We start from the raw sequence: 22745 nt of genomic DNA, 5'->3' as shown, positions 1-22745 counted from the left end.
ACTTTTCTAAATTGATTTCTCTAAATCTTTTTTGATTTTCTTTTTATGATTTGTATCTAGATCTTCACATAACAAGATCGGTTGGAGCGGAGATTAACTCCCAGAAATACAAATGTTGAGACTCTCTCAACTATTTAAAAAAGAGTTGTCTCAAAGACAACTCTTTTTACTACTGTTCTGCTTTTCGTTTGATTCGAAAGCCCATACCCATGAAGAATCCTACACCAACAAAAGAAAGCAATGTACCGATCCAGCTCTGTTCAGCTATCGAAACGCCAATTGCGCACATGCTAGTGACTGCCAATATGGCCATTAAAAGTAAAAGGAAATTATGCTTGTTCATTCGAAAGCCCCCTTGTCTACCTATAGTGTACAATAAAGATTATAATCCTGAAAGGACATATATTTCTCCTATTGGGATAACTGTGTTATAATGGACTAGTTATTGAGATTATCGTCATGGATAGGACGAGAATACGAGGAGAGAGTTTAATGCAAATTAGAGAAGATATTCGTAACATAGCGATTATCGCTCACGTTGACCACGGTAAAACGACACTAGTTGATCAGATGTTACACCAATCAGGTACATTCCGTGATAACGAGCAAGTAAATGAGCGTGCGATGGACTCGAATGACCTTGAAAGAGAACGCGGGATTACGATCCTTGCTAAAAATACTGCAATTAATTATGAAGACAAGCGAATCAACATCATGGACACACCTGGACACGCAGACTTCGGTGGTGAAGTAGAACGAATCATGAAAATGGTAGACGGTGTTCTACTTGTTGTTGATGCATATGAAGGTTGTATGCCACAAACACGCTTTGTTCTTAAGAAAGCGCTAGAGCAAAAGCTTACACCAATCGTAGTATTGAACAAAATCGACCGCCCAGCTGCAAGACCAGCAGAAGTTGTTGATGAAGTCATCGATCTATTTATCGATCTTGGCGCTGATGAAGATCAGCTGGACTTCCCAGTTGTTTATGCTTCAGCAATTAACGGTACTGCAAGCGTTGATCCTGAAAAGCAAGATGACAACATGAAGGTACTAATGGATACGATCATTGATAATATTCCTGGACCTATCGACAATAGTGAGGAGCCACTTCAGTTCCAAATCACGCTTCTTGATTACAACGATTACCTAGGACGTATCGGTATTGGTCGTATCTTTAGAGGAAGAATGAAGGTAGGACAACAGGTTGCTCTAATGAAGGTTGATGGATCAGTCAAACAATTTAGAGTAACGAAGCTATTTGGCTTTATCGGCTTGAAACGCGTAGAGATCGAAGAAGCAAAAGCTGGAGATCTTGTTGCTGTATCAGGAATGGAAGAAATCAACGTAGGTGAAACAGTTTGTCCTTACGATCACCAAGATCAGCTTCCGATCCTTCGTATCGATGAGCCAACCCTTCAAATGACATTCCTAGTGAATAACAGTCCATTTGCAGGTAAAGAAGGTAAATATATCACAAGCCGTAAGATTGAAGAACGTCTAAGAGCACAGCTTGAAACAGACGTAAGTCTTCGCGTTGAAAATACAAATTCTCCAGACGAATGGATCGTATCAGGACGTGGTGAACTTCACCTTTCTATCCTAATCGAGAACATGCGCCGTGAAGGATTCGAGCTTCAGGTATCTAAGCCAGAAGTTATCGTACGCGAAATTGATGGCGTTGCAAGTGAGCCGGTTGAACGCGTTCAAATCGACGTTCCTGATGATTACACAGGTTCAGTAATGGAATCACTTGGTGAGCGTAAAGGTGAAATGGTTAACATGGTTAACAACGGTTCAGGTCAAGTTCGCCTAGAGTTCATGGTACCTGCACGTGGTCTAATCGGTTATACAACAGAATTCCTAACGCAAACTCGCGGTTACGGAATTTTGAACCACACGTTTGAAACGTATATGCCATTAATCAGCGGACGCGTTGGTGGACGCCGTCAAGGTGTACTTGTATCGATGGAAAAAGGTAAAGCTTCTGAATACGGAATCATGGGTGTAGAAGATCGTGGTACGATTTTCGTTGAACCTGGTACTGAAGTTTATGAAGGTATGATTGTTGGAGAGCACACTCGCGAGAACGACATCACTGTTAACATCGTGAAAGTTAAGCAGATGACAAACATGCGTTCAGCAAACAAAGACCAAACGGTTTCAATGAAGAAACCTCGCGTTCTTACTCTAGAAGAAGCACTTGAGTACTTGAATGACGATGAGTATTGTGAAATCACGCCAGAATCTATCCGTCTTCGTAAGAAGATCCTTGATAAGAACGAACGTGAAAAGCAAGCGAAAAAGAACAAGCTAGCCCAGTAAGGGTGTCTATGGCGATTCAAAAGGGGCATCCTTTTGAATCGCTTTTTTATGTAGATTTTTGGAGGTGTCAACGTGAACAATGAAGTTGTTCCATCAGGTGATTTATCATTTTTCGCAAGGCTAGTTGGAATTGAAGAGAATACGGTACTAGGCTTTTATTTGCTTTATGCCATAATTGTAATTCTTTCTATTGTTGTTTATCGACTAGGATTTGCAAAGAAGTTACCAATACTTAAAAATGCTGTGATTTACATAACGTTGATCATTGGCTGTTTACCACTTACCTTTTTTGGGATTGGGCTTCCTGTTGCGGAAGGATTAGTAGCTGCTGCTGTCGTATTAATTATATATAAGGTTCGTCTGAAACAATCTAAGAAAAACCAGAACGAGGCGGGCTAACGTCAAAACATGCGGGGGGAAGCAGTGAACCTTCAGGATGCGATGTATAATTGGCTAAGTATAAAAAAAGTAGCCGATGAGAGAGAAAGTGACGATGCTGCCCAAGATACGAGAGCTTTTTTTGAGGAAATATTGATCGAAGACCACGGGGTATCTGAAATAGATATTGAGGTGGAAAATCCTTATTATATCGTTCATTACATGAAAGGGAATGATTCCAAAAATATGAAGTTCCCGATTGAATTGATCGATGCTCTGTTAACATCCATTCAAAATGAGCCGAAATACAATCAATAACATAACAAAAGACGTGCTCACAGCACGTCTTTCTTAAAAGTTACTTTTCATTAATTGTATAAACACCGAATAGCACAGTAGCATAGACGATATGTCCCAGCGTCCAATATGCAATTGCCACAAGATCCATCAAAGGAGGAGTGGGTTTCTCAGCTAAATAAGTTAGAGGAAAGTATAGAAATACGGTTGGAAGCGTTAGTAGATAAGAGAAAATCAATTGCGCTACCTTTCGTTTATGCAAGTATCTATAACTAATGATGCTGTATACAACTCCTATGATGAGCGAGATGATAACATGGAAGGTGAATTCCATAAATTCAGGCCATTTATAGCTACCGATCACTGGAATGAAGTCTATATTTAATAGCAACGTATACACAAGGACACCTGTACAGGCTTCGATTATTTTCAAAAGGAAGCCTAGGACGATACCAGAAATCGTACCAGCAATCAGCCCTAGCTTAATCTTACCATTCGTCATCGGTTTCTTCTTGGTGATAAAGTTTAAAATCTCCGCTTTCTTTTCTTTCATTTGTGCGAGCTTCAATCCGTTCATGGCATGTGTCGCACATATAGGTATGAATCGGTCTGTTTCGAAGTTTTTTAGCTAGTGGGCTACCACTATCAATTTTTTCAATTTTGTCACATAAAACACATTTTACACGCACGTTCTAACACCTCTCATTTCATGTAGCTAGTATAGCATGAAAGAGGATAGGTTTTGCAGTCTATTGCATATAGAACTTTTTAATAACTGGAGGGACAAGTATGCCAAATAAGGTAGAGAATACGCTTTCGAATGACCTACTCTCGATTTTGAAAAAAGAGCAGTATGTTCTTCTTTCAACGATTGATCATGAGACAAAAGGACCCAACGTGAGTGCGATATCGTGGCTTTATGCAGTTGATAATCGCACAGTAGTCTTTGCGGTAGATCTTAAATCGAGAATTGTAAAGAATATTAAAGATAACAATCAAGTATCCATCACATTAATTGGAAATGAAAGTACGTATTCGATCTCAGGAGTTACTAAAATCGATGAAGAACCGATGAATAGTGTACCATTAAAGCTTGCAAAAGTTACTTTGTCGATCAATGAAGTGCGCGACATTATGTTTTATGGCGCTAAGATGTCAGTTGAACCTGCTTATGAGAAAACATATGATCCGGAGGCAGCTGCAAAATTAGATCGCTCTGTCATGGCTGAATTAAAGAAAACAGGAGTAACAAGATAAAACCGGCATGAGCCGGTTTTACTTGTCTAAATCCTGTTTTTCTTGTTGTTCTTTAAGTTGTTGTTTCTCATTTGACGGAAGGTGTTTGTCATTTGCTCTTGTTGGTTCACGTTCTGATTTATTGATGTCTCCAGGAACTTCAGGTACAAGTCGACCAACTATATCAGCCAATTCTTCCATTATTCCACCTACAGGATGACCTCTTTTAATTTCTGTCGCCATTCTCTTCAAACGATAAATCGTGTCCGCATCAGCTGTCACGATCGCATTCGCACCGTATGGATCTTTTTGGAGGGCTTCAGCAACAGTGTACTTGATCGAACTTACGCGGGATCGATCAAGCTTTTCGTTTACATCGATGCCGATCACTGCGTACTTTCCAGTAACGACTGCGGTAGCATCATTCACATCTGGCACTTGTTTAGCCAGAGTTACAAGGTGTTTGGCAATTTGGGTCGCAGAACGTTTCTCATTCTCAGGCGTTCGGACAGATTGCTTCACATATTCAACTTTTTCTTGCTTCTCTGCAACTGGTTCATCATTAGATTGACAGGCTGCAAGCAGGATGAAGCCTAACAACAACCATTTACTACTTCTCATATTAATTCCTCCGAGGTATGTGATCGATTCTTTCATTCAATTCTTTTGTTATTTATTTTCTGAATAACCGTCTAACTTTATGCAAGAGTTCATAGATTATACAAACGTAGATAGTCCCAACTGTCATTTGCTACCAGTCACACCAACTATAATCACTCGGGAGGCGAAACGTTGGATAAGGTTTACGTCCTGGATACAAACGTCTTATTACAGGATCCAAATGCCATTTATTCGTTTGATACGAATGAAATCGTTATTCCTGCTGTTGTATTAGAAGAGGTTGATTCTAAGAAGCGATATATGGACGAAATTGGGAGGAATGCAAGACACATTTCACGCATGATCGATGGATTCAGGGAGCGAGGGAAACTTCATTCTTCGATTCCTTTAGAAAATGGGGGGACGCTCAGAATCGAGCTCAATCATCGGTCGTTTCAATATTTTCAAGATAAGTTTGTTGAGAAAACGAATGATAACCGTATATTGGCTGTAGCATTGAACCTGTTTTTGGAGGAAGGCAAGCAGAAATCTGGTCGAACGGTCATTCTTGTTAGCAAAGATGCATTGGTGAGAGTAAAGGCTGATGCGCTAGGCATTCAAGCCGAAGATTTCTTAAGTGATCGGGTAGTTGAATTCAATCAGATCTACACAGGATATGAAGAATGTTATGTTGAGAGTGAGCTGTTGAATAGCTTTTTTGAACATCACTATATCGATCAGAAAGCCTTAAAAGGAAAGCAGCTCTATCCGAATCAATATGTGATTTTGAAAGATCCTGCACATCCTTCTTCATCTGGAATCGGTAAGGTTGATAAGAAAGGGAAGCGGATCGAAAAGACTGCAATGGAAACAGAATATATGTGGGGAATTGGACCGAGGAATGTTCAACAACGGATGGCGCTTGACTTACTCGTTAGAAAAGATATCCCGCTCGTTACACTAGTTGGAAAGGCCGGGACAGGGAAAACGCTCCTTACGATAGCTGCTGGGTTAATGCAAACGGAGGATTTGAATCAATATAAAAAGCTTTTCATCGCTAGGCCAATTGTGCCTGTTGGTAAAGATATCGGATATCTACCTGGTGAAAAAGATGAAAAACTAAAGCCGTGGATGCAACCGATTTATGATAATCTTGAATATTTATTTAACGTTAAGAAGACTGGTGAACTAGAAAAGATATTAGCAGGTATAGGATCAATACAAGTAGAGGCACTCACGTATATTCGTGGAAGAAGTTTGCCGGATCAGTACATTATTATCGACGAAGCGCAGAATCTTACGAAGCACGAAGTGAAAACAATACTTACCAGGGTCGGTGAGGGTAGTAAGATCGTTCTTCTCGGAGATCCACAACAAATTGACCACCCGTATTTGGATGAATATACAAACGGGCTCACATATGTTGTAGAGAAGTTTAAAGACCAGCCGCTAAGTGGACATGTAAAACTTGAGAAAGGTGAACGTTCTCAGTTGGCCCGACTTGCGGCAGATCTTCTTTAAATGATGGTGATTGCTGAAATGTTTTTATATGGTGATGAAGCATTTGAACCATCACCATAATAAAAATGTACTGGTCCATCATCCTTGAGCGGCTTTCCGTTAAGGGCAAACCCTAGAAAGCCGTTCAAAGCTTCTTCAATGGAAAGAACAACATGTTCGCCGTTATTCGTCTCTAACTGAACTTGATTGCCTTCCACTAAAGGCTCAGAATTTGAAATAAACGGTTCTAGAGGTATAACGTAGCTACCTTTTAGAATTTTTTCTTTTTCAAAGCGCTTTATACTTTGATTAATAGGTGGTTTAATACCTGTGCGTTCTTGTTCAAAGCGTTCTGATTGAGCCTTGATGTAATCGTTCTCATTTTCTTCAGAAGTGTTATTGAATTTCAGAAATTCATCAAGCTCAATCTTTCTGTCGTCAAATATCCATACGCTCGCGTCCAGCGTGATAGGATACGTGACCTTCCCTTTAATTGGAATAATTGTTTCCATACCTTGCACCCCGCAATCTAAATCTTTTGCAAAACAAGTATACCGGTTATGCTTGCTTTTGTCACATTTGGGGAATAGTATGGTGACATAATTTATTCTTCAGAGGTGGGTGACGGAAACATGAAATGTACCACAGAACAGGAACTAGTCGAACTAGTGAGGCGCAGCAAGCCATTTACTAAGGATGGGAAGGTAGCTGATTACATCCCTGCCCTTCATAAGTCAGACCCAGATAAACTAGCCATTGCCATTTATTCGAAAGAAGGTGGTTGTTTATCTGCTGGAGATGTAGGAGAAACGTTCACTCTACAGAGTATTTCAAAAATACTTACGCTCGCATTAGCAATTATGGATGCGGGAGAGGATCAAGTGTTTTCGCGAGTTGGAAAGGAGCCGACAGGCGATCCTTTTAATTCCATAGCGAAGCTTGAGTCACAAGTTCCTTCAAAACCGTTAAATCCAATGATTAACGCAGGTGCTCTTGTCGTTACAGACTTGATCCACGGAGTGACTTCAGATGAAAAGGTCGGCCGTATTTTACAACTGATCCATGATATGACGAATAACTCTAGCATAGGGATTAATTATGAAGTAGCTGACTCAGAATTTGAATCAGCCCATTTAAACCGTGCTCTATGTTATTTTATGAAGCAACATGGTTTGATCGATAATGATGTAGAAATGCTTCTTGAAGCTTACACAAAACAATGTTCCATCGAAGTGAACTGTAAGGATCTCGCAAGGATTGGAATGGTGCTTGCGAATGAAGGTCGCGATCCGGAAACAGAACGAAAGATCATTCCAAGGTACATTGCTCGGATTGTCAAAACGTTCATGGTAACCTGTGGCATGTATAATGCGTCAGGCGAATTTGCGATCAATGTGGCTATACCAGCGAAGAGTGGTGTTTCAGGTGGTATTTTAAGCCTCGTACCTAATCAGATGGGAATCGGAGTATATAGCCCGCCACTAGATCCTAAAGGAAATAGTATCGCTGGCATTAAGCTCCTCGAGAACTTTTCTTCTCAATATGAATTAAGCATTTTCTAGAGCGAAATATACTGGTTTTTCTTGCAATTTATCGGGTTAGCTTTTATGATTATAGGAGGAATGGGAAAGGGAACGGAGGGATCAGTTTTGTCAACTGGGATGGCAACAGGACATCGTGAAAAAGCATACGAGCTGTTGAAGGCCGATGCGCACAAGATCCTAAAACTCATTGAAGTTCAAATGGAGAATTTAACAATGCCTCAATGTCCTCTTTATGAAGAGGTTCTTGATACTCAAATGTTTGGTTTATCACGTGAAATAGACTTCGCTGTTCGATTGGGACTAGTGAACGAAGACGATGGCAAAGAATTGCTTGAGTCTCTCGAACGTCAGCTCTCAGCACTTCATGAAGCTAGCATTAAGAAATAATAACGAGCTCAAACTATTTTTAGATAGTTTGAGCTTTTTGTTTTGCTTTACGAAGCTAGGAAGAAAATATGATAGAATACGAGTGTAAGGCTAGTATAGATAGTAGGAGTAGATAAGAATGTATGATTTGCTCATGGTGATTCTTGTTATTTCCCCTCTCAGTTTACTATTACATGAAGCAGGTCATACTCTTGCAGCGAACGTTTTAACGTCTTCAAGTGTAAAGCTTCACCTTGGTGTAGGGCCGAGATTATTTACCTGGAAACATGCAAGAGGAGAACTAGCGATTAACGCCTTCTATTTTGCGGGCGGTATGACGATTAGTAGTCAGCCTGATAATGCATTCGGGAAAGTGATCATAGCGTTGAGCGGACCACTCTTCAATTTGAGTGCTGCACTTCTCGCACTGCTACTTCCGTTACCCCTTCACATCGTTGCCTTGACAATCTTTTTCAATCTCTGGCTTTGTATTACGAACTTGATTCCTTTTAAATGGAAAGGAAAAGAGTCTGACGGCTGGACAATTCTAAAAGTAATTCGTGAAAAGTCTTAATTTATCTAGGACAGGCAGGTTTCGGTGAAAACTCATCGAATGCTATACATACTTCAAACGCATTACAATCATCGGTGTTGAACGTAATCGATCGGTGCCGTTCTTCAATCCAGAGTAAATAAATAGGTAGGATGACGTCTATGATTAAAAAATTATTTAAGCATTACGATTATTCACTCATCATTAGTGTGCTACTTTTGTGCGGTTTCGGCCTTGTGATGGTCTACAGCGCTAGCATGGTATGGGCAGTGATGAGACATGAAACCAATAGCGCTTATTTCTTTAATAGGCAAATAATCTGGTTAGTGGTTTCTTTTTGTGTCTTGTTAGGAACGATGATGTTTCCTTACAAAGCATATCGAAAATTCATTATACCGATATTGGGAGGATCGGTAATTGGGTTGCTCCTCGTAAAAATAATTGGTTCTACTACAAACAATGCTCAGAGCTGGATTTATATTGGTCCAATCGGTTTCCAACCGTCTGAATTTGTTAAGTTGGGTTTAATTATTTATCTTGCTGCTATTTACTCTAAAAAACAAGCCTATATTTCTAACTTTTTAAGAGGGGCTTTACCTCCTATCATGGTCATCGGAGTGATTTTTGCTCTCGTAGCTTCCCAGCCAGATCTTGGAACTGCGATGATCATAGCATTAACTTCAGGAATCGTAATCGTATGCTCCGGAATGAAATGGCAACATCTATTGAGTTTGATAGCGGTGGGGGTACTCCTTTTCGCTGGAGCGTGGTTAACGTTATCAGCAGAGCAATTATCACGGTTTACTGGTGCCTACCATCCATTTTCGGATCCAACTGATAGCGGGTTTCATTTAATTAACTCGTATATTGCTATCGCTTCAGGTGGAATCACTGGACAAGGATTTGGACAGAGTATCCAAAAGTATGGCTTCTTACCAGAACCACACACTGATTTTATCATGGCGATCGTTGCAGAAGAATTAGGTCTCTTTGGTGTCGTATTTGTGGTTGGGCTGCTTGGTTACATCGTATTCAAAGGGTTTGTCACCGGCATTCGATGCAAAGATACATTTGGTAGCTTACTAGCAATTGGAATTTCAGGTATGATCGGTGTCCAAACTGCCGTAAACCTTGGTGCTATAACAGGATGGTTACCAGTAACGGGGGTCCCACTACCTTTTATTAGTTATGGTGGCTCTTCATTGGTTCTACTGATGATGTCAGTGGGGATCTTAATCAATATATCAGCATTCGTAAATATTCGAAAAGCAAAAAAAATAGATTATGTCCGAAATGAAAATACCGTTTCAATGTAATTCTGACTTAGTAAGAGGAGGAACTAACTTGAAAGCCATTCAAAAAATACTCGTCGCAAACAGAGGCGAAATTGCAATTCGGATCTTTCGCGCATGTACTGAACTGGATATTCGTACTGTTGCGATTTATTCAAAAGAAGACAGTGGTGCTTACCATAGGTACAAAGCTGATGAAGCGTATCTTGTAGGTGAGGACAAAAAACCAATCGATGCCTATCTCGATATTGAAGGAATCATCGAAATTGCTAAAACCAATAACATAGATGCCATCCATCCAGGGTACGGTTTTCTTTCTGAGAACACACACTTTGCAAAACGCTGTCAAGAGGAAGACATCACCTTTATTGGTCCTGAATTAGAACATCTCGGAATGTTTGGAGATAAGGTAGAGGCTAGGAAACAAGCAGTGTTAGCTGATCTTCCAGTAATACCCGGATCTGATGGCCCAGTAGAAGACTTAAGTGAAGTAAAACAATTCGCTGAAGAACATGGATACCCCTTAATGATCAAAGCTGCACTTGGTGGCGGTGGTCGAGGAATGCGAATTGTAAGGAGCGAACAGGCTCTTGCTGACTCATACGATAGAGCCAAGTCTGAGGCGAAAGCTGCCTTTGGTCGTGATGAAATATACGTAGAAAAATTTGTGGAAAACCCTAAACATATTGAAGTACAGATTTTAAGTGATAAACACGGGAACACGATTCACCTTTATGAACGCGATTGCTCCGTACAAAGACGTCACCAAAAAGTAGTTGAAGTTGCACCGAGCGTTTCACTTGATGAGAAAACAAGAGAAGAAATTTGTGAGGCAGCAGTTCGATTGATGGAGAATGTACAGTATGTGAATGCTGGTACAGTAGAATTTCTTGTGGATCAGCAAGGGAAGTTCTATTTCATCGAAGTAAACCCAAGAGTACAGGTTGAGCATACGATTACTGAGATGATTACAGGAATCGATATCGTACAATCTCAAATCATGATTGCACAAGGTGAGAAGCTTCACGGTAGTCGCCTTGGTTTACCGGTTCAAGAGAAGATCGATTGTCATGGATTTGCCATTCAATGTCGAGTAACGACTGAAGATCCTGAGAATAATTTTATGCCAGATACAGGAAAACTGATGGCATACCGTTCAGGTGGAGGATTTGGCGTTCGCTTAGATGCAGGTAACGGGTATCAGGGAGCGGTTATTACACCTTATTATGATTCGTTGTTAGTTAAACTTTCTACATGGGCTTTAACCTTTGAGCAAGCAGCATCAAAAATGGTGCGAAACTTAAAAGAATTCAGAATCAGAGGAATTAAAACAAACATTGCGTTTCTTGAGAATGTAATCAAACATGAAAGCTTCAAAACCGGTGTATATGATACATCCTTTATTGATTCGACGCCTGAACTTTTTGTTTTCCCTAAACGAAAAGACAGGGGTACGAAAATGCTTTCTTATATTGGAACCATCACAGTAAATGGTTTTCCTGGTCTCGACAAAAAGAAAAAACCAGCCTTCCCTAAACGTAGGGTTCCTCACTTAACATATAGTGAAGAAACTCCCAAAGGAACGAAACAAATTCTTGATGAACAAGGACCAGATGGACTTGTGAATTGGGTGAAGAATCAAAACAAGACGTTGCTCACAGATACAACATTTCGAGACGGACATCAATCCTTATTAGCAACGCGCGTACGTACGACCGATCTTACGCACATCGCTGAGCCTACTTCTAAAATGTTACCTGAATTGTTCTCAATGGAGATGTGGGGCGGAGCGACCTTCGATGTTTCACTTCGTTTCCTTAAAGAAGACCCGTGGGATCGCCTGATTAAACTCAGAGAGAAAGTTCCGAACGTGATGTTCCAGATGCTTCTCCGTGCTTCAAACGCAGTTGGTTACAAGAACTATCCGGATAACTTGATCAATGAGTTTGTAGAAAAGTCAGCAGAAGCCGGGATTGATGTGTTTCGAATTTTCGATAGTTTGAACTGGGTAGAAGGTATGACAAAAGCGATTGAAGCAGTTCGTAGAACGAATAAAATTGCTGAAGCTTCCATCTGTTACACAGGAGATATTCTAGATCCTTCGAAAACGAAATACGACTTAGCGTATTATCAACGGTTAGCGAAAGAGTTAGAAGGTGCGGGTGCACATATACTAGGGATCAAAGATATGGCTGGGCTTTTGAAACCTCAAGCAGCCTATGATTTGATTTCTACTTTGAAAGAGACCGTTTCTATCCCAATTCACCTTCATACTCATGATACAAGTGGAAACGGTGTGTATACATACGCTAAAGCGATTGAAGCAGGCGTCGACATTGTAGACGTTGCCGTTAGTTCAATGGCTGGTTTAACCTCACAGCCTAGTGCGAACTCTCTCTACTATGCGTTGGAAGGTTCTGACCGTAAGCCTGACATCAATATTGAAGCGCTAGAAGAACTCTCGAATTATTGGGAGGATACAAGAAAATACTACAGTGGCTTTGAAAGTGGCATGTCTGCTCCTCACACAGAAGTGTATCAGCATGAAATGCCTGGTGGACAGTACAGTAACCTCCAGCAGCAGGCAAAAGGGGTTGGCCTAGGAGAACGCTGGGATGAAGTGAAACAAATGTATAGTAGAGTCAATGAATTATTTGGTGATCTTGTGAAAGTAACACCTTCGTCGAAAGTTGTAGGCGATATGGCTCTTTATATGGTTCAAAATGATTTGAATGAAGATGACATTTATGAACGAGGCGAGTCACTTGATTTTCCGGACTCAGTAGTTGAATTATTCCAGGGATATCTCGGGCAGCCATATCAAGGATTCCCGAAAGAGCTTCAGCAAATCATCTTGAAGGGTAGAGAGCCTGTTACAACTCGTCCAGGTGAACTATTAGAACCTGTTAACTTTACAGATCTCAAAGAAACGCTCTATCATAAATTAAACAGACAAGTCACAAGTCATGATTTAATTTCATACGCACTGTATCCTAAAGTATTTCTAGAATACGAAGATGTTAAGGACATGTTCGGGGATGTATCCGTATTAGATACACCAACATTCCTTTATGGGATGAGGTTAGGAGAATCAGTTGAAGTCGAAATTGAACAAGGTAAGACACTCATCGTGAAACTTGTCTCGATCGGAGAACCGAACATCGAAGGAAAGCGAACCCTTTACTTCGAGTTGAACGGTCAACCTCGTGAGGTTGTGATTAAGGACGAGAACGTTAAAACATCTGTTGCTGCAAAACCGAAAGTAGATAAAAACAATCCAAATCATATTGGCGCTACTATGCCTGGAACAGTCATCAAGGTACTTATTGAAAATGGCGAAAAGGTCAACAAAGGTGACCATCTGATGATTACAGAAGCAATGAAGATGGAAACAACGGTGCAAGCACCAAGAAGTGGTGTGATCAAACATATCCATGTATCTAATGGCGAAGGAATCGAGCCAGGAGACTTATTAATTGAATTACAGGAATAATAAAAGAAGCTGCGCGGATATGCGCAGCTTCTTTCTAATGTCTTGCTCCTCTAAGTGAAAGCATGACGAGATAGAGGAGGACGGTAAACAATCCTGAAATAAATAGTCCGTGAAATAGTGCAAGAAAAAGATTTAGTTTTGTAACAACTACAAGAATTCCGCTAAGTGCTTGGAAAGAAACGAAAATAAATGAAAGGATAAGCCCTCTTCTCATCGTTTTTTCTTCCTTCATCTCTCTAAGTCCCCTTATCATGATGTAGAGGATCCAAACGAAAATCAATATGGCAGCTGTGCGATGTAGCATTTGAATACCTGGCTGTCCTGAAAAGGCAAGAAGCTGCCCGTCATTACAAAATGGTACGTTACTGCATGCCATACTTGAGCCTGTATGCCTTACGAGAGCACCAGTATAAACCACGATATAAGAATAAATCGTAACCGCATAGAGATGAATTCTTATTTTCTTAGGAACAATTGGTTTTCGTAACGTTCCTGAGGCTTCAAATACAAGAACGGTTAGAAGAACCACACTCGCAAAGCTGGCAAGTGAAAATCCAAAGTGAGAGGCGAGGATGATATCTGATTGTCCCCATACCACTGCAGCTGCTCCAAGAAGACCTTGAAATACAATCAAAAACACCGAAGCAATAGCTAGAATTTTTGTTTCTCTCATATGTCCGATTTTACGCCAACACCATATAGCCAAAATTATAACGAGTAAGCCAAGAGCGGCCGAAACGACTCGATGACTTAATTCTATAATCGTTTCAAGTTCTGGTGCTTCTGGTAAAACTTTTCCGTAGCACAATGGCCATGAATTACCACATCCGTCGCCAGAACCGGTTTTGGTGACGACTGCGCCCATCAAAAGCACGAGAAGCATACCAAGTGACGTTATGATTCCGAATAATTTCAACAATTTATTCACAAATACCACCTTCTTATCAAATTGGCTCTAAAACATAGTACAATAAATGTGAGAAGAGCAGAGAGCACCTATCTTTCTACAAAATAAAGCAAATTTAGCTAATTTTAAACAACGTATACAAAACTAGTAGATTCGTTTATAATGGATAAGGATTGCGGATACTGCACCCTCTCACAAAACCAACATTATCTTACCATAGCTGTGACAGTGTTATCATGATAACTTGTGAAAATTGCATAACACTTTTTAGTAGCAGGTAAGAATCCTGGGGGAGTATACCTAATGATTGCTTACACAAAGAGATTATACAATCTCAATTTGAGGTTGTTTAACATGAATGATGCACTGGCTATTCAATTAGCCGAACGAAAAGGAGGTGTATCGTATGAGTAAGACTAGAACTGCTTACGAGGCATCAAGCCGAGTGATGGAGCCAGGCCCTCTTTCAGAAGCTAATCCTTCTGGGACTTGGAAAGATTTTTTAACGCTCACGAAGCTTGGAATTGTATTTGATAACTTAATTACCGCATTTACGGGGTTATGGGTTGCTTCTGTTGCTTCAGGTTTTGATCTCTTCGCGAACCCATTAGTATTGATTTTAACGATGTTAGGTACCGCGTTTGTTGTTGCCGGAGGAACATCTTTAAATAATTATATTGACCGCGATATCGATCAGGTAATGGCTCGAACAAATACTCGTCCATCTGTCACGGGGAAAATCCCTGCTAATCAGGTTTTATTCGTTGGACTTGGATTATCGATATCAGGTTCGATTATGCTTCTTATTGTAGAACCGATGGCAGCTTTACTCGGACTGCTCGGGCTCGTGATCTACGTAGTGCTTTATACTATGTGGACGAAAAGGACAACCTCTCTAAATACGGTTGTAGGATCGTTTTCTGGTGCATTGCCACCACTTATTGGTTGGGCAGCCATTGATCCGAATTTAAGTCCAGTAGCATGGGGAATGTTCCTCATCATGTTCATCTGGCAGCCGCCGCACTTCTTGGCGCTTGCTATGAAGCGGGTTGATGATTATCGCGACGCTGGAATTCCAATGCTTCCTGTTGTTGCAGGATTCAAAATGACTAAGCGTCAAATCGTATTGTACACTGCTGCGCTTGTACCGGTCTCGCTATTACTTTATAGTTTCGGACCAGTTTACATCACAGTCGCATCAATCCTTGGTTTTGGATGGTTGGCTATTGGTGTAGCAGGATTTTTCATGAAAGATGATATAAAGTGGGCACGAATTATGTTCGTATACTCACTAAATTATATTACAATCCTGTTTATTGTTATGATTGCAGTGAATATTAACAGATAAGGGATACTAAAAAAGTATGGTCAGACGAAGCGAGAAAGTAATTTCTCGCCTCGTCTTCCTATAATTCAAATTGATTAAAAGCTATTAAGAAAGTGAGGTTTAAGGTGCAAATGAAACGTTGGAAAAATGTTTGGCGTTTTTTACCACTTCTATCGGTAATTGCGTTAACGCTTACTGGTTGCGGTAATGAGCAGTTGACTGCTATGCTCCCTAAAGGGGAAGGGGCGGAAATGCAATTTAATCTCATGATGTTAAGTCTATACATCATGATTGGAGTTTTCGTTGTAGTAGCACTTATTTATACGATTGTGCTTGTTCGCTTCAGAAGACGTGGTGAAGATGACAATGAAATTCCTGAGCAAACAGAAGGTAACGTAGTTCTAGAGATTTTATGGACTGTTGTTCCTATTATTTTACTTCTGATCCTAGCTGTTCCAACAGTTATGACTACGTTTGCATTGGATGAAGGGACGGATAATCCTCCTGAAGATGCACTAGTGATCAAGGTTACAGCACATCAGTATTGGTGGGAGTTTGAGTATCCAGATCTTGATATCAAAACATCTCAGGATTTGTATATGCCAACTGGTGAAAGAGTTTATTTTGAACTTGCTTCTAAGGACGTTCTCCATTCATTCTGGGTCCCTGCACTCGGAGGTAAAATGGATACGAACACAGGAACTGTGAACAAAATGTGGCTCAACGCTAATGAACCAGGTACATATTTTGGAAAGTGTGCTGAGCTATGTGGACCATCCCATGCCTTGATGGACTTTAAAGTTATTGCTCAAGAAAAAGAAGACTTCGATGCTTGGGCTGAGAAGATGAAGAACGCATCCTCTTAAGCTGCAACAGATCAGGCACAAAAAGGGGAAGAGCTTTTCGCAAAAAGCTGTATCGGCTGTCATGCTGTCGGTGGTGAAGGCGGAAACACTGGTCCTAACTTAACAAACTTTGGCGATCGTGAAATGGTTGCGGGTATTCTTGAACATACAGATGAGAACATCAAGGCCTGGATTTCTAATCCTGGTGAGTACAAGTCTGGTAACAACATGCCAGCATTTGGCAAACAGCTAAATGATGAAGAGCTTGACGCTCTTGTTGAATATCTCAATGGTCTTAAGGTTGAAGAATAGTCAACGGAAATAAGGAGGTTTAATTCGTGTCAGATTATAAAAAGAAAAATCCTGTCTGGGATTGGCTAACTACCGTTGACCACAAAAAAATCGGGATTCTATATCTCGTTTCCGGGGCTTTCTTCTTTCTCCTCGGTGGTCTAGAAGCAATCCTACTACGGGTGCAGTTGCTTTATCCTGAATTTGATTTCGTAGGCGCAGCAACATTTAATCAGTTGCTTACGATGCACGGTACAACAATGATTTTCTTGGCGGCAATGCCGCTGATCTTCGGGTTTATGAATGCGATTATTCCACTCCAAATCGGAGCAAGGGATGTTGCCTTTCCATTTGTAAACTCACTTGGTTTCTGGCTGTTTACTGCCGGAGGTATCCTACTAAATCTTGGTTGGTTTATGGGTGGTGCTCCTGATGCGGGTTGGACAGGTTATGCACCATTATCAACAACTAGTCCTGGTAACGGGGTAGACTTTTATGTATTAGGACTACAGATTTCTGGTATCGGTACGCTGATCGGTGGTATTAACTTCCTTGTTACCATCATCAATATGCGTGCACCAGGAATGACATTTATGCGCATGCCACTATTTACGTGGTCAAGCTTTATTACATCTGGTCTTATTTTATTTGCTTTCCCTGCACTTACAATCGGTCTTGCACTACTTATGTTCGATCGTTTGTTTGGTACTCAGTTCTTCGCAGCTGAAGCAGGCGGTAACCCGATTATTTATGAACATCTTTTCTGGATCTTCGGGCACCCGGAAGTTTATATTCTAGTACTACCGGCATTCGGTATGTTCTCTGAAATCATTGCTACATTTGCTCGCAAGCGACTGTTTGGTTATTCTGCAATGGTATTTGCGACAGCACTAATCGGATTTTTAGGATTCATGGTATGGGTTCACCACATGTTTACGGTTGGACTTGGACCTATTGCAAACTCAATCTTCGCCGTTGCAACGATGCTTATTGCCGTTCCAACTGGTGTTAAAATCTTTAACTGGTTGTTCACGATGTGGGGAGGAAAAGTAAGTTTCCCAACAGCAAACCTATTTGCAGTTGGATTTATTCCTTCATTTGTACTCGGTGGTATGACTGGGGTAATGCTTAGTGTTCCACCTGCAGACTATCAGTACCATGACAGCTACTTCGTAGTTGCTCACTTCCACTACGTTATCGTAGGTGGGGTAATCTTTGGTCTTTTCGCAGGATTCTATTACTGGTGGCCGAAAATTTTCGGTACTGTATTAAATGAATTCCTAGGAAAGCTTCATTTCTGGTTATTCTTTATTGGATTCCATTTAACATTCTTCCCAATGCACTTCTTAGGACTAATGGGAATGCCACGTCGAGTTTACACATATCTATCAGGGCAAAGTCTTGATGAAGCAAACTTTGCGGCAACCATAGGTGCATTTTTGATGGGACTCGCAACGATTGTAATGGTTTGGAACATTATTCAAACTGCAGTTAAAGGTAAAAAAGCAGGAAACGATCCATGGGATGGAAGAACGCTTGAATGGGCAATCTCTTCTCCAGCTCCTGAATACAACTTTGCACAAACGCCATTAATACGTGGTCTTGATGCTTGGTGGCTTGAAAAGCGTGCTGGTAATAAAGAAATGGTTCCTGCAGAGCCATTGGATGATATTCATATGCCTGACGCATCCATTCTTCCGTTGGTCATGTCACTAGGGCTATTTATCGCTGGTTTATCTGCAATCTATTCAATGTGGTTTATAGCGATCGGTGGACTTTTACTTACAGTTGTAGGTATGGTGCTAAGATCTGTCATTGACTACCATGGGTATCACATTCACAAAGAAGATCTGCCTGCTGAAGGGGGGAAAGGCAAATGAGTGCTAAAGAAACAATGAGCAAATTGCCTGCCAATCCAGAACGGGCGACACTTGATGGTAAAAATAAATTTCTAGGCTTCTGGTTCTTCCTTGGAGGCGAAACAGTACTTTTCGCCTCGCTTTTTGGGGTATATTTAGGACTAAGAAACGCTACAAACGGTGGAGTAACCTCAAATGAATTGTTTGAACTTCCACTCGTATTTATTGCCACAATGCTTCTACTTACAAGTAGTTTAACGTCCGTGTTCGCAACGATGGCACTTAAGACAAATCATTTTAAGCGAATGATTGGTTGGTTTGTTGTAACGGCTATTCTTGGCCTAGCATTCCTTGGACTTGAGATTTATGAATTTAACCACTATGTACACGAATATGGACATACTATACAAAGTAGTGCTTGGGGATCAGCGTTCTATACACTAGTTGGAACTCACGGTGCCCACGTAACTGCTGGTATTATATGGATAGCTCTATTGATCTTCCGTAACATGCGTCGTGGTATGGATCTATACACAGCACCTAAGTTTTACTTATTTGCTCTGTATTGGCACTTTATCGACGTTGTGTGGATCTTTATCTTCACAGTCGTTTACTTAATGGGAAAGGTGGGTTAAGTCAATGAGTACTCATGAAAGCACTGAACACGTTTCAGAACATGATCAGAGTCACCTTGATATTCACCATAAGATTGCTCATGAAAAGGAATTTAAGCAACAAATCGTATCATTTGTCATGATGATTTTCATCACGATGCTTGCGTTCGTTGCTGTAGCAAGTGACGCGATTTCAGATGGATTTACAATTATTTTCATTATGATTCTCGCTGGAATCCAATTAGTATTCCAACTTTATATGTTCATGCACTTAAGCCACAAAGGGCATCAGTACCCTGCTTGGGGAATATTCTTCGGAGTATTCGTAGCAGGTACAGCAGTTGTAGCGCTTATGGGAATGATCTGGTAAACAAAGATAAGAAGCTGCTCGTAATGAGCAGCTTCTTTTTTTTACATAATATAAAAACGCGGGTAAACCCGCGTCAAGCTGTCGAGAAAATCTCGGCAGCTTTTCTGTATACCTTTAGCAATAAGTAAGAGGGATTTCCGCTCCAGGATGCTCGCTTTCCGGGGGGCGGGCGGTGAGCCTCCTCGTCGCTTACGCTCCTGTGGGGTCTCACCTGTCCCGCTAATCCCCCAGGAGTCGAGCATCCTTCCGCTCCAATCTACGTTATTGTGAGATAAATTAAATCATTTTTCATCAAATCAAGAATCTTTAATAATTAACTTGATAAAAATGGAAAGAAAGATTTTTCTTATTTAATTGGATTCAATAGAACTGGTCGTTATGCTTAGCTTCATCGCCATCTAGTAGGAGTGAATACCGCTTGACTCCCGCGGAAGAACGAGCGACCGAGACCCCACAGCGACGTTTTTTTCGCGCGGAGGCTCGGGCGTTCGTCCGCAGGAAAGCAAGCGGTATTCAAACTCCTACGGCCTCGGGAGCACAGGTTAAGGTTGCTCTACAAACTGACGCGGGTAAACCCGCGTTTTTATAATTTGAAATTGATTTTGATGAGACCAGCTTCTCGTGCAGAGTTAAATGCGATGAGAATGATTGGCCCAATGATAAAGCCCATGATTCCAAGAAGCTTGAGACCTATATACATCGAAATAAGAGTAGATAGGGGAGACAGACCAATGTGTTGTCCCATCACCTTAGGTTCAACTGTACGGCGTATTACAAGAAGAATGACGGCAAGGATAGCTAATTGCGTACCCATTGAAATATCACCCGTAATAAAGTAGTACAAAGCCCAAGGACCTAGGATGACAATTGATCCGATAATAGGGATGAAATCGATTAGCCAGATGATAAATGCCATCAGTAGAGCAACTTTTGGTGCAATCATCAAAAGACCGATTAAACTTACTACAAAAATAATAATACTCACTAAAAATTGGGCTTTAAAAAAGCCAAAAATCACATAAGACAAACGGCCTGTCATAAATTGAACTTTTTCGGCAGTTTGCTCAGAGAGATATGAATAAGCTTGTCTTTTTAGTCTTGGTAGTTCCATTAAAAATAAAAACAATGCAATGAGATAAACTAGGATACTTACGAGATAGTTAGGTATTTCAGTTACGAAGATCGTAATGATTTTAAGGTAATCGATACTGCTTATTTTCACTTTTAAGTTTTCGAGAAATTGCTCAATTTGATAAGTGAATTCCTGAACAAATTCTGGCGGGAAACTTTTTGATACGCTATACATGTTTGCTTCGACGCTCTCCCACATGTGATTGATGTTTTGTATGTACATAGGGGAGTTTTCAACGATGTCGATGCCTTCTGTCACTACCTTTGTTACAAGGAAGTAACTGATGAGCGAAATCATAATCACGAAAAGAGTGAAAACAATCGTAACAGGGAGATACCTTTTAAATTTTGTTCGTTGCTTAATTAAGCGAACAGCTGGATCTAAAGCAAGGGCAGTAAAGAATGCTAGTAGTAAAGGAATCGATACTGGCAAGATCCAGAACGTAAATAAAGCAGCGATTGCAATAAATAATAAAATTAATAAGAAGCGTTTTGAGAGGAACTTTGGCAATCTTGTTCTCCTTTCTAGACCTACCATCTTACTTTATTATAGTACGGAAGGGTTCCCTTTACCAGTAAGAGGTGTGAATTTTCATAGTGCATATTTTGTTTTGTAGTCCACATATAAATAAGTAGAGAATAATAAAAAGGGGGAAGTTTTCATCATGAAGAAACCCAGTTTATACGGAACCCTCTCTATTTCAGAAACAGTGTTCGACTTCATCCTTGATGTTGTGGTCTCTGAAACTGAAGGAGTTGAACAAATTCAATCAAATGTAAAGCGCACGTTGAAACGAATCGTTGGTAAACGGAAATCAATGTACTCAGATGAAACGTTTGAAGAAGATGAAGGATTATCACTCAGTGTTGAAATAGGAATTAAGTTCGGTGAGTGTATACCAGTGCTTTGCTATACGCTACAGGAGAAAATTAAGCAACAAGTCGAAATGATGACTGGTTTTCAAGTGAATGAAATTAATATCGTTGTGTCGACTCTCATTATGGAAGAAGAAAAAGAAGTTATATAAAAACCCCCCTCATAAATACTAAGCTTAGGGAGCTAGTATCTGATGAGGGGGGCTTTATTTTTTATTTTGAAATAAACATCTGCGTCCAATAGTGACCATAAGAGCCGCCTGAAACATATCCTACACCGATGTGGGTGTATCCTTGATTTAAGATGTTTTTACGGTGACCTTCACTGTTCATCCAGGCTGTAACAACTTCTTGTGGAGTTGATTGACCAGCGGCTATATTTTCACCTGCACTACGATATGAAACACCGAAGTTCTTTAACATTTGAAATGGTGAGCCGTAAGTCGGTGACGTATGTGAGAAGTAGTTTTTATCTCGCATATCTGCTGATTTATATCTAGCAACACGTGCGACTTCCCAATCCCATTTCAGAGGTGCTAAGCCATGCTTAGAACGTTCCTGATTCGTCAAGTCCATCACTTGCTGGCCAACATCTTTCGATTCGTTAATCGACGGATTTCCGGTTGGAATATTTACTCTGTCACCAGGGTAAATAAGGTCAGGATTTTCAAAGTGAGGGTTAGCACTAATAATTTCACTCAAACCTATTTTGTAGCGTACAGAGATCTTCCAAAGCGTATCACCGGATTTAACCGTGTATGTAGTTTGCCCAAAGGCAGTATCCGGTAAAAAGATCCCAGCAGCTAGGAAGAGTACGAGGAACACTGCTACTGATACATATCGTTTCATAATGAGTGTCATCTCCTTTCAATAGGTAGTGTGACCAAAATTAGGAATAATACCATGGATTGTTATCAACTTTTCGAAAAAAATATTAAATA

General features: G+C 40.5%; 23 protein-coding genes and 1 pseudogene. 16 read left to right on the top strand and 8 right to left on the bottom strand.

What is annotated here, in order from left to right; genetic code table 11:
- Nucleotides 1-169 precede the first annotated feature (169 nt).
- On the bottom strand, nucleotides 170-343 hold the full coding sequence (locus SJY16_RS11925) for a DUF5325 family protein (RefSeq protein ID WP_377889436.1): 174 nt from the start codon (nucleotides 341-343) through the stop codon (nucleotides 170-172).
- 149 nt (nucleotides 344-492) lie between these two features.
- On the opposite strand from SJY16_RS11925, the gene typA reads away from it, so the two are divergent.
- From typA to SJY16_RS11910, 3 genes are all read left to right on the top strand, one after another.
- Complete coding sequence (typA, locus tag SJY16_RS11920; protein ID WP_377889435.1) at nucleotides 493-2325, top strand: translational GTPase TypA; 1833 nt, start codon at nucleotides 493-495, stop codon at nucleotides 2323-2325.
- A gap of 72 nt (nucleotides 2326-2397) precedes the next feature.
- The gene (locus SJY16_RS11915) at nucleotides 2398-2724 is read left to right on the top strand and encodes a YlaH-like family protein (protein WP_377889433.1); all 327 of its coding nucleotides are present in this window, start codon (nucleotides 2398-2400) and stop codon (nucleotides 2722-2724) included.
- Between the two features lie 24 nt (nucleotides 2725-2748).
- Nucleotides 2749-3021: a hypothetical protein gene (locus SJY16_RS11910; protein ID WP_377889431.1), complete on the top strand. Its 273-nt coding sequence runs from the start codon at nucleotides 2749-2751 to the stop codon at nucleotides 3019-3021.
- A gap of 40 nt (nucleotides 3022-3061) precedes the next feature.
- Here the strand turns inward: SJY16_RS11910 and SJY16_RS11905 are convergent, their stop codons facing one another.
- Entirely contained in the window at nucleotides 3062-3577 is a 516-nt protein-coding gene (locus SJY16_RS11905) for a hypothetical protein (RefSeq protein WP_377889430.1), read from the bottom strand.
- On the bottom strand, nucleotides 3489-3689 hold the full coding sequence (locus tag SJY16_RS11900; RefSeq protein WP_377889429.1) for a YlaI family protein: 201 nt from the start codon (nucleotides 3687-3689) through the stop codon (nucleotides 3489-3491). The genes SJY16_RS11905 and SJY16_RS11900 overlap by 89 nt, the downstream gene beginning before the upstream one ends.
- A gap of 100 nt (nucleotides 3690-3789) precedes the next feature.
- Between SJY16_RS11900 and SJY16_RS11895 the strand changes: the two genes are divergently transcribed.
- Nucleotides 3790-4257, top strand: coding sequence for a pyridoxamine 5'-phosphate oxidase family protein (locus SJY16_RS11895; protein WP_377889427.1), 468 nt, complete (start codon nucleotides 3790-3792; stop codon nucleotides 4255-4257).
- An 18-nt stretch (nucleotides 4258-4275) separates the two neighbouring features.
- Here SJY16_RS11895 and SJY16_RS11890 read toward each other — a convergent pair whose 3' ends face one another.
- The gene (locus tag SJY16_RS11890; RefSeq protein ID WP_377889425.1) at nucleotides 4276-4857 is read right to left on the bottom strand and encodes a YhcN/YlaJ family sporulation lipoprotein; all 582 of its coding nucleotides are present in this window, start codon (nucleotides 4855-4857) and stop codon (nucleotides 4276-4278) included.
- 171 nt (nucleotides 4858-5028) lie between these two features.
- On the opposite strand from SJY16_RS11890, the gene SJY16_RS11885 reads away from it, so the two are divergent.
- Complete coding sequence (locus SJY16_RS11885; RefSeq protein ID WP_377889423.1) at nucleotides 5029-6357, top strand: PhoH family protein; 1329 nt, start codon at nucleotides 5029-5031, stop codon at nucleotides 6355-6357.
- Here SJY16_RS11885 and SJY16_RS11880 read toward each other — a convergent pair.
- On the bottom strand, nucleotides 6354-6848 hold the full coding sequence (locus tag SJY16_RS11880) for a peptidyl-prolyl cis-trans isomerase (RefSeq protein WP_377889422.1): 495 nt from the start codon (nucleotides 6846-6848) through the stop codon (nucleotides 6354-6356). The two genes, SJY16_RS11885 and SJY16_RS11880, sit on opposite strands and share 4 nt — an antisense overlap.
- 120 nt (nucleotides 6849-6968) lie before the next feature.
- On the opposite strand from SJY16_RS11880, the gene glsA reads away from it, so the two are divergent.
- The 5 genes from glsA to pyc all read left to right on the top strand — a co-directional run bounded on the left by glsA (nucleotide 6969) and on the right by pyc (nucleotide 13584).
- Nucleotides 6969-7898 (top strand): glutaminase A, encoded by a 930-nt coding sequence (gene glsA, locus SJY16_RS11875; RefSeq protein WP_377889420.1) that lies wholly within the window; start codon nucleotides 6969-6971, stop codon nucleotides 7896-7898.
- Between the two features lie 60 nt (nucleotides 7899-7958).
- Nucleotides 7959-8267 (top strand): Fpa/YlaN family protein, encoded by a 309-nt coding sequence (locus SJY16_RS11870; protein WP_377889418.1) that lies wholly within the window; start codon nucleotides 7959-7961, stop codon nucleotides 8265-8267.
- Between the two features lie 118 nt (nucleotides 8268-8385).
- On the top strand, nucleotides 8386-8820 hold the full coding sequence (locus tag SJY16_RS11865) for a site-2 protease family protein (protein ID WP_377889416.1): 435 nt from the start codon (nucleotides 8386-8388) through the stop codon (nucleotides 8818-8820).
- Between the two features lie 140 nt (nucleotides 8821-8960).
- Nucleotides 8961-10115, top strand: a complete 1155-nt coding sequence (ftsW, locus tag SJY16_RS11860; protein ID WP_377889415.1) for a putative lipid II flippase FtsW — start codon at nucleotides 8961-8963, stop codon at nucleotides 10113-10115.
- The gene (gene pyc / locus SJY16_RS11855) at nucleotides 10093-13584 is read left to right on the top strand and encodes a pyruvate carboxylase (RefSeq protein WP_377889413.1); all 3492 of its coding nucleotides are present in this window, start codon (nucleotides 10093-10095) and stop codon (nucleotides 13582-13584) included. Before ftsW ends, pyc begins: the two co-directional genes overlap by 23 nt.
- Nucleotides 13585-13618: 34 nt before the next feature.
- On the opposite strand, the gene SJY16_RS11850 is transcribed toward pyc, so the two are convergent.
- A complete protein-coding gene (locus tag SJY16_RS11850; protein WP_377889412.1) occupies nucleotides 13619-14512 on the bottom strand; it encodes a COX15/CtaA family protein in 894 nt (297 codons plus the stop codon).
- Between the two features lie 385 nt (nucleotides 14513-14897).
- Between SJY16_RS11850 and cyoE the strand changes: the two genes are divergently transcribed.
- From cyoE to SJY16_RS11825, 5 genes and pseudogenes are all read left to right on the top strand, one after another.
- Nucleotides 14898-15839 carry a heme o synthase gene (gene cyoE / locus SJY16_RS11845; protein ID WP_377889411.1) on the top strand — a complete coding sequence of 314 codons (942 nt, stop codon included), beginning with the start codon at nucleotides 14898-14900 and terminating at the stop codon, nucleotides 15837-15839.
- 110 nt (nucleotides 15840-15949) lie between these two features.
- Nucleotides 15950-16975 (top strand): annotated as a pseudogene (coxB, locus tag SJY16_RS11840) (cytochrome c oxidase subunit II).
- A gap of 26 nt (nucleotides 16976-17001) precedes the next feature.
- Nucleotides 17002-18834 (top strand): cytochrome c oxidase subunit I, encoded by a 1833-nt coding sequence (ctaD, locus tag SJY16_RS11835; RefSeq protein ID WP_377889410.1) that lies wholly within the window; start codon nucleotides 17002-17004, stop codon nucleotides 18832-18834.
- A complete protein-coding gene (locus SJY16_RS11830) occupies nucleotides 18831-19448 on the top strand; it encodes a cytochrome (ubi)quinol oxidase subunit III (protein ID WP_377889408.1) in 618 nt (205 codons plus the stop codon). Before ctaD ends, SJY16_RS11830 begins: the two co-directional genes overlap by 4 nt.
- 4 nt (nucleotides 19449-19452) lie before the next feature.
- A complete protein-coding gene (locus SJY16_RS11825) occupies nucleotides 19453-19797 on the top strand; it encodes a cytochrome C oxidase subunit IV family protein (protein WP_377889407.1) in 345 nt (114 codons plus the stop codon).
- 583 nt (nucleotides 19798-20380) lie between these two features.
- On the opposite strand, the gene ytvI is transcribed toward SJY16_RS11825, so the two are convergent.
- Complete coding sequence (ytvI, locus tag SJY16_RS11820) at nucleotides 20381-21439, bottom strand: sporulation integral membrane protein YtvI (protein ID WP_377889405.1); 1059 nt, start codon at nucleotides 21437-21439, stop codon at nucleotides 20381-20383.
- Nucleotides 21440-21593: 154 nt separating this feature from the next.
- On the opposite strand from ytvI, the gene SJY16_RS11815 reads away from it, so the two are divergent.
- Complete coding sequence (locus SJY16_RS11815; RefSeq protein WP_377889403.1) at nucleotides 21594-21956, top strand: Asp23/Gls24 family envelope stress response protein; 363 nt, start codon at nucleotides 21594-21596, stop codon at nucleotides 21954-21956.
- 61 nt (nucleotides 21957-22017) lie between these two features.
- Here SJY16_RS11815 and safA read toward each other — a convergent pair whose 3' ends face one another.
- On the bottom strand, nucleotides 22018-22653 hold the full coding sequence (safA, locus tag SJY16_RS11810; RefSeq protein ID WP_377889402.1) for a SafA/ExsA family spore coat assembly protein: 636 nt from the start codon (nucleotides 22651-22653) through the stop codon (nucleotides 22018-22020).
- Between the last annotated feature and the right edge of the window lie 92 nt (nucleotides 22654-22745).

Source organism: Alkalihalobacillus sp. R86527, from assembly GCF_042466185.1.
Classification (GTDB): Bacteria; Bacillota; Bacilli; order Bacillales; family Guptibacillaceae; genus Guptibacillus.
The sequence above is the reverse complement of the archived record's forward strand: the minus strand, read 5'-3'. Positions and strand labels throughout refer to the sequence as shown.